We start from the raw sequence: 14,154 nt of genomic DNA, 5'->3' as shown, positions 1-14,154 counted from the left end.
GACAATTAGCCTATAAATGCCGTTGGTATGGGAGAAATTACCTCGAAATAGATAGATGGTTTCCTAGTTCTAAAAGGTGTAGTAATTGCGGGTATATTGCTGAGAAAATGCCGTTAAATGTTCGAGAATGGGACTGTCCAGACTGTGGGACGCACCATGACCGAGATATTAACGCCAGTAAAAACATTTTGGCCGCAGGACTTGCGGTGTCAGTCCGGGTCGCGACCATAAGACCAGAACAGAGCAAAACTGGGGCGGCAGGTGCGGAACCCCGCCAGGGAAAGAAGCAGAAACCTAAATCGTGAGGTTTGGGAATCACCGTCCGTTTACGGCGGTGAGGATGTCAAGGATTGTCTCCCAATATTACAGCCATTTCGAGAAGGAGATCGGACACAACCCAGTCAAGGCCATCAGGGAAAAACCACTTCTGTTTGAAACCAATGCTGCTACCGAACCTAACTACTCTCTCTAAACTAGCATAGCTGATCAGTGATCGTGATCAGTAGGAGTAGGGAGTATTAAGTGAGCAGTATTATCTGGCAGTTTTCTGCTTTCTTCCCACTGTTTACTGTTCACCGATAACTGATTAGGGTAGCCAAGGATATTGACTAAAATCGGGGGGACGTTTTTCTAGGAAAGCCTGTTTACCTTCGGCTCCTTCGGCGGTCATATAGTAGAGTAAAGTGGCATTACCCGCTAACTCCTGTAAACCCGCTTGACCATCACAATCAGCATTAAAAGCCGATTTTAGGCAGCGAATCGCCAAGGGACTTTTTTCGAGAATTTCTAAGGACCATTTAATCCCTTCCTGCTCTAATTCCTCCACCGGGACCACATGGTTAACCAAACCCATTGCTAAAGCTTGTTGAGCGTTATACTGCCGACAGAGAAACCAAATCTCGCGAGCTTTTTTCTGACCGACCACCCGGGCCAGATAACTAGAGCCAAAACCGCCGTCAAAACTGCCCACTTTCGGACCAGTCTGGCCAAAAACGGCGTTATCCGCTGCTAAGGTTAAATCACAAACCAAGTGCAAAACATGACCGCCCCCGACCGCATAACCTGCCACCAGCGCGATAACTACCTTGGGGATGGAGCGAATTAATTTCTGTAAATCCAGCACATTGAGCCGGGGTACGCCATCATCGCCAATATAACCCGCCTGACCGCGCACCGTCTGATCGCCGCCGGAACAAAAAGCATATTTGCCGTCGCTGTGGGGACCTGCACCCGTGAGCAATACCACCCCAATGCGCGCATCCTCGCGAGCATCACAGAAAGCGTCGTAAAGCTCAAAAACTGTCTTCGGACGGAAGGCATTACGCTTATGGGGGCGATTTATAGTGATTTTGGCGATTCCCCCCCATTTATGGTAAAGAATATCCTCGTAGGTTTTGACGGATTGCCATTCAACGCTCATAGTCTCGGTTATAGGCACAGCTTTTTTACCTTACCTCATTTTGTCCCCCTCAGAGATTAATGATCGCAATAGGTAATCTAGGCACGCACGCCAATTTGTCAATCATGCTATAATAGATGCTATCAAGAATTTAGGGAATCAGTTAAACCATGAAAAACGCAAAGTTAAAGGAAACTGATTATGTCCAAAATCCAGAAGTTAATCAAATTTTTGCTATCTCAACCTCCTGAGATTCAATTTGAAGATGTCAAGCAGATTTTAGAAGCATTTGAATTTTTAGAAGTTCGTTCTACGGGTAGTCATCATATTTTTCGCCATGAAGACGGACGAATGCAAACAATCCCTAAAAAGGGAGGACAAAAAGTCAAAAAAGTCTATATTAAACAAATTATTAAATTACTTAAATTGGAATCCATTAACTAAATAAAGTTTAATAAAGTTTAAAGCTGATTCTCTTCCTGATGTTTTCTGGGTATTTATTCAAAATATATTGATCCTATTTGCTAACTTTAAAGAGGTAAAAATATGAGTAGAAGTAATAAAACTAAGCTTGAATCATTAGAGTTTTATTTGGGGTTAAAATATCCAATAACAATTTATCCTGATGATCAGGGGGGATATGTATCGGAAATTAAAGACCTTCCGGGATGTTTCACTCAGGGAGAAACCATAGAGGAAACCTTAGCTAATATTGATGATGCTCGCAAACTTTGGCTAGAAACAGCTTATGAATATGGTGATCATATTCCCTTACCCTCTACAAATATCAGATGTGAGGTAGAGAGTTTCTAGAAAGCCTCGAAAAACTGATAAAGGGAGAAGGGGGCTTTTTTGCTGTAATCAGTGAACTGAAAACTCATATCTGATAACTGATCACTGGTCACTGATAACTGAATTAAAGCCATTCGATTTCTTTAGCTTTTTCGGGTAGTTTAGCCGTGGCTTGTCCTTCGCTGCGAGCTTGAAACCCAATTAAATCGAGGGGAGTAGCCAATAAATCTACTAAATCTGCTTTACCAAACAGTAACTTGAGAGTATTTTTTGGTAGCTCTTTTAATAACCAACGACCGAGAGTAAAAAATAACTCTTGACTGGTTAAAGGTCGCATCAATTCGACACCATACAATTCGTGAAGATAGCGATTCGAGCGCCCGTAACGTTTTAATTGACTTCTTAAGTCTTCTAAGGTAGAACGATGACGATGGTAAATAATTGCCTCTGGTGCGTAGGTTAATTGCCCGTCGGTTTGTTGTTGAATACGCCAACAGATATCGGCATCACCACCGGTAGTTAAATAAGGACGAAATAAACCAACTTTTTGAAAAGCTTCTCGACGAATAGCGAGGTTAGCAGTTTGACCGTAGGGACAAAAAGAATGTTCTAAAAGAAATTTTGGTGACATAAAGTGACGACGTTCCGCATAATTTTCCAACCAAGTGGAACCAGTTAACGCAGCAATTTCACCCACTACCAGACCGATGTTAGGATCTTTAAAGGGTTGGATCAATTCTGTCAACCATTGCGGTGCGGGACGACAATCGGCATCGGTAAAGGCCAGAAAAGGATAACGAGAGCTTTTGATCCCTTTGTTGCGAGCAGCGTAGGAGCTTTGTATGTGATTTTCGCTTAAAATGATCAGTTTCAGTCCCCTCTGTTCTTGTGCTGCCTTTCCTAATAATTCTGCCGTGCGATCGCTACTATTATTATCAACTAAAATATATTCAACTAATTGACGGGGATAGCTCTGTTTGGCTAAACAATCAATTAGAGGGGGTAGATCTTTCTCTCCGTTATAAACTGGCACGATCACGGATACTTCGGGAAAGAACTGCAAGATAGTTGACATCGTTGGAGACCAATAAACGGGGGACGGTTGAACTATTCCCTACAATACTACTATAATCAATAGCAACAAAGCGGTTCTTCGTTACTTGTTCTGGTTCGATAGGGGGGCATAAATCGACTAAATCCTTATCTGGCAAGAGATTTAATTGATTAGTTCGCTCTAGACCGAAAACAATTGACAAAAATCGCCAAATGTCTTTCTTTATAAGGGTTTCATCTCTTATAATCCTGTCCGTTGCATAAGACAAACCGAAGAACCCTTATTTTAGACCAACGATGAAAAGTTTCTTCCGAAAATTATTTTTCTATGTGGGTATTCTTTGGCTCTCACCCTTAATCATTGCTTTTCAGGTAGCTAATAATCGAGAGCTTATCTTAGGTGATGTGCGGCGTTGGGTAGAGTTATTAGACCGGGAAAAAAGAGCAGATTGGTTACAATTGTTAGCTCTGTGTCTGGAGGCAAAAGAATTTAGAAATTTATATTATTGTCGTCTTTTTCAAGGTGGTTCATTCAGCCGTTTTTTTATGTATATTCTTAGGTTTTTCTATCAAGAAAGTTCCTATTTATTTCTAGATTCTTCCTGTTCGATTGGCAAAGGATTATTTATTCAACACGGTTTTAGTACGATTGTTATGGCGGATTTGGGCGATAACTGTTGGATTAATCAACAGGTAACAATTGGGTATAAAGATAAAAGCGGTCGCCCCAAAATTGGCAATAATGTCAGGATTACCGCCGGCGCTAAAGTCTTAGGAAACATTACCATCGGCGATAATGTCACCGTGGGCGCAAATTCAGTGGTAGTCAAAGATGTTCCAGCTAATTGTGTGGTGGTGGGTATTCCCGCTCGTATTATTAAACGCGATGGGGTTAAAGTAGATGAAAAATTATAAACGTTGACTTAAAATATATTCGGCAATGGCCAGATCCCCCGGAGTAGTAATTTTTAAGTTAGTTTCTTCACCGACGACAATTTTGACGGGAAAACCACATTTTTCTAATAAGGCGGCATCGTCGGTGACTTCCCAAGCTAATTTTCGGCCCTGTTCATGACATTCTTTTAATAATTTTACCTGAAAACCCTGGGGCGTTTGGGCCGCCCACAACCGCGAGCGATCCGGTGTATCCTCAATCCAGCCCTTGCTATCGACAATTTTAATCGTATCTTTCACTGGAATCGCCGCAATGAAACCCTGACAAGTGGCTAAAGCGGCGGCACAGCGATCGAATAATTCGGGAGTGGCTAAACAGCGCGCCCCATCGTGAATTAAAACCGTCTGGGCCCCCTCTGGTAGGGATTGTAAGCCATTATAAACCGATTTTTGTCTGGTTTCGCCTCCTTGGATGATTTGCACGGGTTTAAGGGCATTTATGGCGGTGATAATTTCTCGGATATCCTCAAAGTCTTCCGGTTGTGCCATAATCCCAATCCAGATAATTGCCCTGGATTGCATGGCAGCCAGCAAAGTCCAAGCGAGGAGCGGTTTTCCGTGCAGGGTGAGCAGTAACTTATTGCGATCGCTGCCCATCCGTTTACCCATTCCCGCTGCTGGAATTAACAAATACATATTTTTTTCAGGTAAAAAGTTAACAAGAGTCAGGAAAGAGAATTCAGTGGACAGGAGTGGGGAGCTTTTTGCCTCTTATTTGTAAACAGTAATCACTGTCCGGCTGATGGTTAATCGCTTAAATAACCCAAAAACTATGCCTCTTAAGAGAATAAATCGAGGGGAAAGTGACCATAAGTACCGACTAATTGATCATTTTCTGACTGACAAGAAACCAGGACACCGCGATAGGTTCCCGTATAGGAATCGAGATAGGAAGCTTGTCTTCGGGTATTGTATTTAATATACACCGCTCCCTGTTCTGGGGGGTCTTCTGGGAGACTATTAGGTAAGGGGTATCCCAGGGCTTGTAGATAACTTTTCAGGGCTTTAAATCCCTCTTCATTGTTATCGGCACAGATACCTAAATTAATTGATTCCGAACCTTGGTTAACTAATAAAATTGCCTGTCTTAGAGCTTCTTCTTCTTCAGGGGATTGGGCAATTTTTAGTTGAATACATCCATATTCTTTTAGGAGTTTCAAGGCTTCTTCAATAGACATGAGCGGTTAGATATGTGTGGCTAAAGATAAAAAATAAACTGTTGCTGCTGTCCTTACCGACAAATTCCCAAGAAAAAAAGCCCTAAATCATTGGGGTTTAGAGATAGGAAAATTTTGCATTGGTCTTAATCGTAAGATCGCCAATTTCGATCATATCAGGTTGGGGACAGGAAAATTTATCGGGGTTGTTCGAGCGCTCCGGGTTGTGCGGGCATTTCACACTAAATCCGGTTATTAAAGAATGATTATTTATGGTTTGCTGAATAAAGCTAAAAACCTTGTTGGGTAAGACTTTTAGACCTTTTGTCAATCAAAAAGTACTGGATATGGCAGTGATCGGGGGGAAATTTAGGCACTTTTTCCCTGAAAATTAGGTAATTGGCCATCTCAAAACTGGTAAAACCCCACACCCCACACCCCACACCCCACACCCCACACCCCACACCCCACACCCACCGAAAAACTTTTTCAGCAGACCCTATTTATTCCCCCTATTGCCTATTGCCCATTGACCATTGAATGAGTGCCTGTCCTCATAAGTAGCCTATGCTCAACGGATTTAGTATCACTCACTGCTTTTTGATAGCCAAAGTAAGCACCTATAATAATTCCAGCACCAAAACCGATCGCTAGGTAAGACAAAATTATACTGAGGGGAAAAGAGGAGTGTCTCCGATGAGATAGGGAAAATCGCTCACCAGTCTCCACAATATTCTCAGCAGCTTCAGTGAACTCCTCCGGTGTCTCTAGGGCTTTTTCTTCGGTTGTTTCAGAGTCTTCCAAAGCTTCTGGGGCATCTTCTCGGTCATTTTCGGCGATTTCTTCGGTTATTGTCGGCAAAGAGTTTAATTTAGTGACATGATTGACGATTAAATCATCTTGACTCAGGGTTATCGATTCTTGCCAAGCGGGGATATCGGATGCCTCGGTCATACCGTAAACGATCACTTGTTCTAATCCATCGATGCTCAAGCTTTTGATTTCTGCCGACAAAAAAGGTAATAACTTGTGTTGATTGGGTATATTTTTGGATTGAACTTTTAGAGTCAGGACATTTTCTTGCGGGGTGGCTTCAACAACCTCTATTTTTGTGGTTAAGAGACTTTGGTTAAGTAGAGCAATAATAGCGGCTGGATCTTGCTGTTTAGCGGCATGGATAAGTTGTGCCTGATTCATGACCTTGAGGGGCTAAGGAGGGTATATTGTACTAAATCCTCTTGAAAAGGTATAGGAAAGTGGGTGAGTGCCGGAGCAGGGGGAAACAATCCATAACTGGGTTTTTAAAGTTGAATTGGGACTTAATCATGCTATTAAAAACCGATTTGGTATCGGTCTGTCCATCCCTGCCCCCGGTGCCACTTAAATTTCCGCCACGGCTCTTTCGATTAAACGACGAGCCAGGGTTTGAATACCGGTATGTTCATAGTAATTAGTCGTCATATCGAGGAATGCCCCAACATATACCAATTTATCGGCAGAAAAGTCGATAAATCCCTGAATTTTGCTCAATAATCCCTGCTGGCTCAAACTGCGATCGCTGACAAAACCACTCATCCAACCTTTAGTGGAGTCGAAACTTTGACCGATAAAGTCTAATTTTCTGGCAGTATTTCCCCCCGGAATCAATTCTTTAATACTGCCGAAAGTGGAGTTAGATTCTAATTCTTCCGGGCTGAGAATGCTGAGGCCCGATTCCACTTTCCGGATAAAACTGCCCCCCAGGGGAATTAAACCATCCAAACAAACTAACGCCGCCATCCGCATCAGGGATTCGCCGCTATAATCTGCCAGAGAAGTGACGAAATCATCGATACTATCCCCCGGAATGCCATTAATTTGACAAAAAGCGACTAATTCTGTCACTAATTTCAAGGTTAGATCGATGGTTTGCGCTTTTTCGGGGGCAGGGGTTAATTTTTCGATTAAACCGCCCATGAGGGGAATTTTACCACCGACGGCATTAGCAAGAGAGGCGGCGGCTAGGGCATTATCGGCGCTGTCGATGGTTTGGTAGAGCCAGAGCGCCCGTTGATAGCCCTGGGATTTATCATTAAACAACCAAACGGCTCGATCGCCAATCTGTTGAATCATACTTTCGTCGGTTTCGCCGGTGACTGTGATAATCGTATTTTTAAACCCGACTAGGTTATCCCACTGTCCCGGCACGACATAATCAAGGGTTTTGAGAACTTTGACGGTGAGATTATTAGTCGGTAATTCGTCCACCAGTTCAAAAATTGGCTTACTCACGGATGTCTCCTTACTTTAATTTTGCTAGACCATCTAAATCGAACTTAGCTAACCAAGCTTGGCGATTGCTGGCGGAAAAATCGGCATCCCGCGATAAAACCTTGACTTGATAGCGATTATTGACTAAAACGGCGGTGGCGGTTGCACCCTGTTCGACAGAGGGAAAACCTTTAATTGTGGTTTGACTGTCTTGGAATTTATTGGCCGCCGCGGGATTATTGCTGATGTCAGATATGGCTAACATAGCCAGAACTTTGCCATCTTGCTTCAGTTTTGCCTCAGCAAAGCCTTTTTTCTCCTGGGTATAGACGCGCTCGTATCCTCCCCCAGAAGGCGGGAAAAACCGATTAAAACTGCCGCCAGAGGTGGATTCTTTCACCACTGCCGCCGCCCCGCGAGCGGTACTTTCTTGTTGCGCTTGGTCAAATTGTGAGGGAGCTTTAGCACAGGAAGTTACTAGCAAAAGTACCGCCAATACCCCTGCTATCAAGATTTTGCCAAATCGAAAGCTCATAGTTCTCTTAATTAAAACTTACTAATGTTTGTTTGTAGTATATCTCTCGCTTATTGCTGATTATTGTTAAGTTTTTCTAGATTCTCTCACACCAGACCGGGAAACAAACAGAAAATCAGCAAAATTCCAGTCAATAACTAATTTTTAGGAGTACATCTCAATATTAGCTCTCCTGCAAAAATCAAAAATCTTCCGTTAGTGGGACTTATGCGTTTTCGGTCAGCAAAAAAGGCTCAAACCATTACGGGACAAAGGGTTAACCTCGATTTATGATTTTCCTTGATATATCTGGGTTTCAGCGATTTTGGGCTTGGTCGAAGTAAATCCCAAGCGGGGATTGGAGTTGAGGCTAACACCCCACACCCTGCCACCACCGAAAAACTTTTTGCCGCAAACCCCAGCTACAGTCCCGCAATTGCCCCTCGCGCCATAGATGCGATCGCTTGTTCCGTGGCCCGGGGTAGATGATAATATTTACCCCCGGCTTTTAGGGCTAATTCTTTGGCAAAACCAGTGGAGACGAATTTTTTCTCCGTATCGATGACCAGCAGTTTAATGCCTAAAGAGCGAATTTTAGCGGCAATATCGAGCAGTTCTGCCTTAATATCCGGTTTTTCCCCCTCCGGAATCGGTTCGCCCAAAGATTTCGCCAAAGGAATATTACTTCTACCGTCGGTAATCGCCACAATCACCACTTGACCGATATCCCCCGATAAACGGGCATTCATCCCCACATGAACCGCTTGGGTTAAACCGTGGGCTAAGGGGGAACCGCCGCCACAGGGCAGGGTTTCTAGACGTTTTTTCGCTAGGGTAATCGATTTGGTCGGTGGCAATAGTACATCTGCTCGCTCACCCCGGAAAGGAATCAGGGCAATCTGGTCGCGATTTTCGTAAGCTTCCGTTAACAGACGCATAACCGCACCTTTGGCCGACTGCATCCGATTGAGCGCCATGGAACCGGAGGCATCGACGACAAAGACAATTAAAGAACCGGCCTTACGGGCCAACCGTTTTGAGCGCAGATCCCCTTCTTCTATAATCACACGACGTTCAGGATTCCTTAAGCGACGGGCTTTTTGATAGGGGGCGGCCGCCCGGAGAGTGGCATCGACGGCGACTCTTTTCACCTTGCCCCGGGGTAACATCGGCTTAATATAACGGCCCCTATCTTCCGAGAAAATCAGGTTACGCGCCCCCGATTTCCCCTGACGCTGGGCCATCTGGGCGAAATACAGCACACTGGGATCCAGTAAAACCCCTTCCGGGTCGAAAACAAATTCTTCCGGCAGATTATCGGGCTGTTCCGGTTCTTTTTCTTCCTCTTTCTCCTCCTCTTTTTCTTCCTGTTCCTGCTGGTTTTCGTCTTGGGGCGGTTCCGGTGGTGGCGGTGGTGGCGGTGGTTGTTGTTGTTCCTGTTCTGGGGGTGGTGGCGTAATCAGCGATCGAGGTACAATAACTAATTCGACGGCTCTTTTTAAGTCATCGGCACTGACTAAATCCCGACCTTCTAAAGCAGCGGCGGCCTTGGCTACCCTCACGGCAAAAATCTCGGCGCGATGACCTTCCACCCTACCGCGCACCGCTTCCTCCACTAGATAACTAATTTGTTCTGGTTTAATTTTTACCTCTTTTAACCATTCCCTCGCCAAGATAATTTCGGTTTTTAGATCATCGATTTCTTGGGCATATTGGGCGATAAAAGCGGTGGGAGAAACAGCATACTCGATCGCCTGATTGACGGCGGTTACTCGTTGGTCTAAACTGAGGACACCATCGGCGGAAAGAGCAATGGCAATTCTATCTAATAAATGGGTTCGTAAATCCCCTTCTTCTGGGTTATAAGTAGCGATCAGGATTGGTTTACAGGGATGTTGAAAACTGATGCCTTCCCGTTCAATTTGGTTGCGCCCTTCGCTTAAAACTGTTAGTAATTGGTTAGCAATTTGGTCATCAAGTAGATTAATTTCATCGACGTAGAGAATTCCCCGATGGGCGCTGGCTAATAAACCGGGTTGAAAGACCGGTTCCCCCCGTTTCACCGATTCTTCCACATCGACGGAACCCAATAAACGATCCTCGGTCACTCCTAGGGGAATCTGCACGAAAGGGGCCCGGATAACTTCCGTGGCGACTTCTCCACTGCTATATTCTTCTTTGGTGCGATCGTCCCATTCGTCGGGATTATTGGGATCACAATTAAAGACATTACCCGCAATAATTTCGATCGGTGGCAGTAGGCAATGTATCGCTCGCGCCATGACTGATTTGGCGGTTCCCCGACGACCGGCAATTACCACACCCCCTAGAGCGGGATCCACGGCGGCTAAGAGTAGGGCTAATTTAATCGCTTCTTGGCCGACAACGGCAGTTAGGGGAAAATTGAGGGTCAGAGTGGGCATAGATCTAGATTCAGGCGGCCAAATTCTAGTGTAAAACAGAAGCTCACTGGTCTGGCACTTTTCCTCTTTTGATTCCCGAACTCAGATTTTAGCCGCATCTCGATGGATTTCTTCATCCCTGAACCGATCGACAAGTTGCCGGGTTAATCTAGGATTAGCTCCTGATAACGGCTGTAGAGAGGACAAAAATATGATAGCGACAATAATCGATCGCCTTACGGAAACTAACCCGCAAATTATGCGAGAATGGCAAGGAAGATTAACCCCGAAAAATATCTCGATCGCCTCGGTTATCTCCCTCGTTGGTCAATTATTAGTTTACTTGTACTATCAAAATCTCTTGCCGGTAGGGACGGGATTTAGTCGTTACTGTACCGCTAATCCCCCCAATAACAACGACTATTATCCCTATAGTGGGCTTAAATACTGTATCCAAGACTTAAATGGTCAATGGATGATTATCTCCCGGTTATGGTGGTTAGATATCTTCACTTTTCTGAGTATTACCGGTATTTTCGCTCTTTTAGTGGTGGGAACCTATCAATTAATCGCCGATCTTTCCGGGGAAGAACGCCGGGGTACACTTAATTTTATCCGTCTGAGTCCCCAACCCGCCAAAACGATTTTTATCGGCAAAATTTTCGGGGTTCCCATTCTCCTCTATCTCGTCTGTCTTCTCGCTTTACCCTTTCACTTGGGAGCGGGTTTATTAGCAGGTATTCCCTTATCCCTAATTTTAGCCTTCTACGGGGTTCTAATCGCTAGTTGTGCCTTTTTCTATCATGCCGCCCTTAGTTTCGCTTTAGCCACGCCATGGTTAGGGGGATTTCAGCCCTGGTTGGGCAGCGCTACAGTTTTATTCTTTGTGTTTTATAGCACTATTGTTACTTTATCGGGCTATGGCGGTTCCCGTACCCCCTTTGATTGGTTAATTCTCTTTAATCCTAGTTTTGTCCTTCCCTATCTAGTTAAATCTACCTTTCTCCCCCCCGATGCGGTACGCTATCTAGGAATCCCACAAGTCTTCGACCTTCGTTGGTACGGTCAATCTCTCTGGCAATCGGTTACAACGGGTATTAGTTTAATTTTGCTCAATTTTGCCCTCTGCACCTACGGGTTAACCAGAATTATCCAGCGTCGCTTCCATAATCCCCTCGCTACTCTTGTTAGTAAACCCCAAAGTTACTGGATGATGGGTTGTTTTAGCGCTATTAGCCTGGGTTTTGTCTTCCAAACTCTGGAAACGAGCTATATTTTCGATAATTTTGCGATTCTTAGCGTTTTTGTGGCGATTTTTGGCTTGTTAATCCTTTTTGCCCTCACTCCCCCTCGTCAAACTATCCAAGATTGGGCGCGCTATCGTCATCTGCAAGAAAAAACGGGCATTAGTCTGGGGAAAGCTGTAATCTTTGGCGAAAAAAGCCCTTCTACCCTAGCCATGGCTATTAACGTCGCCATTGCCATTTTATTCATCCTTCCCGCTATTTTTATCGCCCCTCTCCATGAATATAAACTAGCCACTGCAGCCGGGTTTCTCTTGGCAATGAACATGATTTTAGTCTATGCCGCTATCGCCCAATTATTGATGTTAGCCAGCACAAATAAGCGCGCTTTGCTGGCAGCCAGTAGCATCGGCATTTTGATTATTTTCCCTTTCCTCTGTTTCGCTGTCTTGCGAGTTAATCCCAGTCAATCTCCGCTTTTATGGTTTTTTACTTTTCTTCCCATTGCCGCTACTAAATACGCTACACTTCCCTCTTTCGCTTTGGCAATCTTCAGTCAGTGGTTGGGTTTAACCCTCCTCGGATGGCAAATTAATCGGCAATTAAATCGCCTTGGTGCCTCGGCAACTAAAGCGTTAATGCCGGGCTAAAAAATACCGACTCCCAGGGGAGATTAAATAATATCTCTGCCGACAATTTTCTCCCCTTGAGTTTCGGTTAAATTTTTTTTCCAAAAAAGCTTGACAAAACCCCGCAACTTGACAGATAATTTCTTATATAATGGGAATCCGTGCCTGCCTGCGACCCCCTCTTTTCAGGTCAAATAAAGCCCAAAAAAATTAACCCCAAAAAGTAGTCGGTGAACTGATAACTGATAACTGATAACTGATAACTGATAACTGATAACTGATAACATTTTTACCCCACCACCGATAAACTATCAACAATTAGCGAGGGAGTATAACAGGAGCCATTCCATTGATTATCAGATGCCAAAGCGATTAAATTCTGCAAAGCTGTATAAACATTTCCCGTCACCATTGTATCTTTAACTCGCCCGGTGATTTTGCCCTTTTCTATGCGATAACCCAGATCGATATTGACAGAAAAATCGCCTGAAATATCGGCCCCATGACCTAAAATTTGGTCGATAACTAAGCCTTCATCTATTTGCGAGATTAAATCCTCTAAAGTTCCCTCTCCCGGTGCAACGATTAAATTAACCAAATCTGGCATGGGATAAACGCCTAAACCAGGACGAAAACCGTTTCCCGTCGGAGGAGTTTTTAATAATCTGGCCGTGGTAAGATCGCTATAGAATTCCTTAACTCTACCTCCCTCAATTAAAGATAAAAATTTGGTGGGAGTTCCCTCATCATCAAAGGGACAACTATAGGGTTCTCGCTGGGGTTGTTGGGATAAAGTCAACTTTTCTGACATCACCAATTGACCGATTTTATCACTCCAGGGCGAGGACTTTTCTAAGATATGTTTCCCATTTAAAGCCATCGCCACCGTACCCCATAACAGGGTAACTGCATTAGCGGTCAATAAAATTGGTAATTTCCCCGTGGGACTATTCACATTATTTGCTGCCCATTGTAGTCGCTGCAATAACTGTTTAATTACCGTTTCGGGATGAGGTGTACTGCGAGTATATTCCCCATCATAAACCGCTAGAAAATCCTCCCCCCGCACCCATTCAATCCCCACATAATAACTCAAAGCTGTATCGGTATATTGACAATATAAACCCTGAGAATTAACTAAACGGGTGATTTCCCGTTCACATTCCCATTCACCACTACAAATAACCTCAGGGTAAACTTGGCGAATTTGGCCAATCATTTGATTACCCATCTCGATTAAAGATTCTACCGCCACATCTTGCCCAATCGGGTCATAGATTGCCCGTCGTGGTGGCGAAAATTCGATTTCTTCCGGGGCATTGAGATAGGATAAATTTAACGCCGTTTCTACTAAAATTTCAGGTTCCACATCACCATAACCCACCGCTAACCCTGGACAACCCTCGCGCCATAATCTTAAGGCAGTTCCCACGGATTCGGAGCTTTCTAGCTGTTTGAGACGATTAGCCTCAAAAAAAACGGGATGGGAAAGGGAGGAAGATTGATAAACTTCGGCTGCCACCGCTCCCGATTTGAGAGCTAGTTCGATGAGTTGTTGCGGATCGATCGTCATGGTGATAGTTTTTGAGATAATAGCTATCTGATTATCTCAAGCCCCGGCACTTCGGCGCAAACGCTGCTATTGACATCCTCGCCGCCGTAAAACGGACGGCGATTCCTCACCACGCCACTTTTTTAGGGTGGTCGCTGAACGGGGTTGACGCAGATAGCGAAAAACGCTTAATTGCTTAAGTCTGACA

General features: G+C 44.3%; 14 protein-coding genes. 5 read left to right on the top strand and 9 right to left on the bottom strand.

Features of this window, described 5'->3' with window-relative positions; all coding sequences use genetic code 11:
- Positions 1 to 305: zinc ribbon domain-containing protein (locus EWV84_RS04585; protein ID WP_287076742.1), on the top strand; the 305-nt coding region annotated here is incomplete at its 5' end.
- 281 nt (positions 306 to 586) lie between these two features.
- Here the strand turns inward: EWV84_RS04585 and menB are convergent.
- Complete coding sequence (menB, locus tag EWV84_RS04580) at positions 587 to 1,420, bottom strand: 1,4-dihydroxy-2-naphthoyl-CoA synthase (RefSeq protein WP_287076741.1); 834 nt, start codon at positions 1,418 to 1,420, stop codon at positions 587 to 589.
- Between the two features lie 180 nt (positions 1,421 to 1,600).
- Between menB and EWV84_RS04575 the strand changes: the two genes are divergently transcribed.
- Both EWV84_RS04575 and EWV84_RS04570 read left to right on the top strand, forming a co-directional pair.
- Entirely contained in the window at positions 1,601 to 1,843 is a 243-nt protein-coding gene (locus EWV84_RS04575; protein WP_287076740.1) for a type II toxin-antitoxin system HicA family toxin, read from the top strand.
- Between the two features lie 102 nt (positions 1,844 to 1,945).
- On the top strand, positions 1,946 to 2,212 hold the full coding sequence (locus EWV84_RS04570; protein WP_287076738.1) for a type II toxin-antitoxin system HicB family antitoxin: 267 nt from the start codon (positions 1,946 to 1,948) through the stop codon (positions 2,210 to 2,212).
- Positions 2,213 to 2,315: 103 nt separating this feature from the next.
- Here EWV84_RS04570 and EWV84_RS04565 read toward each other — a convergent pair whose 3' ends face one another.
- A complete protein-coding gene (locus EWV84_RS04565) occupies positions 2,316 to 3,266 on the bottom strand; it encodes a glycosyltransferase family 2 protein (RefSeq protein ID WP_287076736.1) in 951 nt (316 codons plus the stop codon).
- A gap of 275 nt (positions 3,267 to 3,541) precedes the next feature.
- Here EWV84_RS04565 and EWV84_RS04560 point away from each other — a divergent pair, with 275 nt between their 5' ends.
- Positions 3,542 to 4,159 (top strand): serine O-acetyltransferase, encoded by a 618-nt coding sequence (locus EWV84_RS04560; protein WP_287076735.1) that lies wholly within the window; start codon positions 3,542 to 3,544, stop codon positions 4,157 to 4,159.
- Here EWV84_RS04560 and ispD read toward each other — a convergent pair.
- From ispD to bchD, 6 genes are all read right to left on the bottom strand, one after another.
- Positions 4,154 to 4,834: a 2-C-methyl-D-erythritol 4-phosphate cytidylyltransferase gene (ispD, locus tag EWV84_RS04555; RefSeq protein ID WP_287076733.1), complete on the bottom strand. Its 681-nt coding sequence runs from the start codon at positions 4,832 to 4,834 to the stop codon at positions 4,154 to 4,156. The two genes, EWV84_RS04560 and ispD, sit on opposite strands and share 6 nt — an antisense overlap.
- 143 nt (positions 4,835 to 4,977) lie before the next feature.
- Positions 4,978 to 5,376, bottom strand: a complete 399-nt coding sequence (locus EWV84_RS04550) for a DUF1824 family protein (protein WP_287076732.1) — start codon at positions 5,374 to 5,376, stop codon at positions 4,978 to 4,980.
- Positions 5,377 to 5,874: 498 nt separating this feature from the next.
- Positions 5,875 to 6,552: a hypothetical protein gene (locus tag EWV84_RS04545; protein ID WP_287076731.1), complete on the bottom strand. Its 678-nt coding sequence runs from the start codon at positions 6,550 to 6,552 to the stop codon at positions 5,875 to 5,877.
- A gap of 183 nt (positions 6,553 to 6,735) precedes the next feature.
- On the bottom strand, positions 6,736 to 7,626 hold the full coding sequence (locus EWV84_RS04540; RefSeq protein ID WP_287076730.1) for a hypothetical protein: 891 nt from the start codon (positions 7,624 to 7,626) through the stop codon (positions 6,736 to 6,738).
- Positions 7,627 to 7,636: 10 nt separating this feature from the next.
- The gene (locus tag EWV84_RS04535) at positions 7,637 to 8,140 is read right to left on the bottom strand and encodes a hypothetical protein (RefSeq protein ID WP_287076728.1); all 504 of its coding nucleotides are present in this window, start codon (positions 8,138 to 8,140) and stop codon (positions 7,637 to 7,639) included.
- A gap of 401 nt (positions 8,141 to 8,541) precedes the next feature.
- Complete coding sequence (bchD, locus tag EWV84_RS04530) at positions 8,542 to 10,542, bottom strand: magnesium chelatase ATPase subunit D (RefSeq protein ID WP_287076727.1); 2,001 nt, start codon at positions 10,540 to 10,542, stop codon at positions 8,542 to 8,544.
- 190 nt (positions 10,543 to 10,732) lie between these two features.
- On the opposite strand from bchD, the gene EWV84_RS04525 reads away from it, so the two are divergent.
- Positions 10,733 to 12,415 carry a hypothetical protein gene (locus tag EWV84_RS04525; RefSeq protein ID WP_287076726.1) on the top strand — a complete coding sequence of 561 codons (1,683 nt, stop codon included), beginning with the start codon at positions 10,733 to 10,735 and terminating at the stop codon, positions 12,413 to 12,415.
- A 268-nt stretch (positions 12,416 to 12,683) separates the two neighbouring features.
- On the opposite strand, the gene EWV84_RS04520 is transcribed toward EWV84_RS04525, so the two are convergent.
- A complete protein-coding gene (locus tag EWV84_RS04520) occupies positions 12,684 to 13,967 on the bottom strand; it encodes a TldD/PmbA family protein (protein ID WP_287076725.1) in 1,284 nt (427 codons plus the stop codon).
- Positions 13,968 to 14,154: the final 187 nt, after the last annotated feature.

The organism is Microcystis sp. M_QC_C_20170808_M3Col (assembly GCF_007095505.1).
GTDB lineage: Bacteria > Cyanobacteriota > Cyanobacteriia > Cyanobacteriales > Microcystaceae > Microcystis.
This window is presented reverse-complemented; position numbering and strand designations above follow the sequence as displayed.

Coding starts and splice junctions, on each gene's coding strand:
- menB (WP_287076741.1), bottom strand. CDS start 1,420: ATGAGCGTTGAATGGCAATCCGTCAAAACCTACGAGGATATTCTTTAC.
- EWV84_RS04575 (WP_287076740.1), top strand. CDS start 1,601: ATGTCCAAAATCCAGAAGTTAATCAAATTTTTGCTATCTCAACCTCCT.
- EWV84_RS04570 (WP_287076738.1), top strand. CDS start 1,946: ATGAGTAGAAGTAATAAAACTAAGCTTGAATCATTAGAGTTTTATTTG.
- EWV84_RS04565 (WP_287076736.1), bottom strand. CDS start 3,266: ATGTCAACTATCTTGCAGTTCTTTCCCGAAGTATCCGTGATCGTGCCA.
- EWV84_RS04560 (WP_287076735.1), top strand. CDS start 3,542: ATGAAAAGTTTCTTCCGAAAATTATTTTTCTATGTGGGTATTCTTTGG.
- ispD (WP_287076733.1), bottom strand. CDS start 4,834: ATGTATTTGTTAATTCCAGCAGCGGGAATGGGTAAACGGATGGGCAGC.
- EWV84_RS04550 (WP_287076732.1), bottom strand. CDS start 5,376: ATGTCTATTGAAGAAGCCTTGAAACTCCTAAAAGAATATGGATGTATT.
- EWV84_RS04545 (WP_287076731.1), bottom strand. CDS start 6,552: ATGAATCAGGCACAACTTATCCATGCCGCTAAACAGCAAGATCCAGCC.
- EWV84_RS04535 (WP_287076728.1), bottom strand. CDS start 8,140: ATGAGCTTTCGATTTGGCAAAATCTTGATAGCAGGGGTATTGGCGGTA.
- bchD (WP_287076727.1), bottom strand. CDS start 10,542: ATGCCCACTCTGACCCTCAATTTTCCCCTAACTGCCGTTGTCGGCCAA.
- EWV84_RS04525 (WP_287076726.1), top strand. CDS start 10,733: ATGATAGCGACAATAATCGATCGCCTTACGGAAACTAACCCGCAAATT.
- EWV84_RS04520 (WP_287076725.1), bottom strand. CDS start 13,967: ATGACGATCGATCCGCAACAACTCATCGAACTAGCTCTCAAATCGGGA.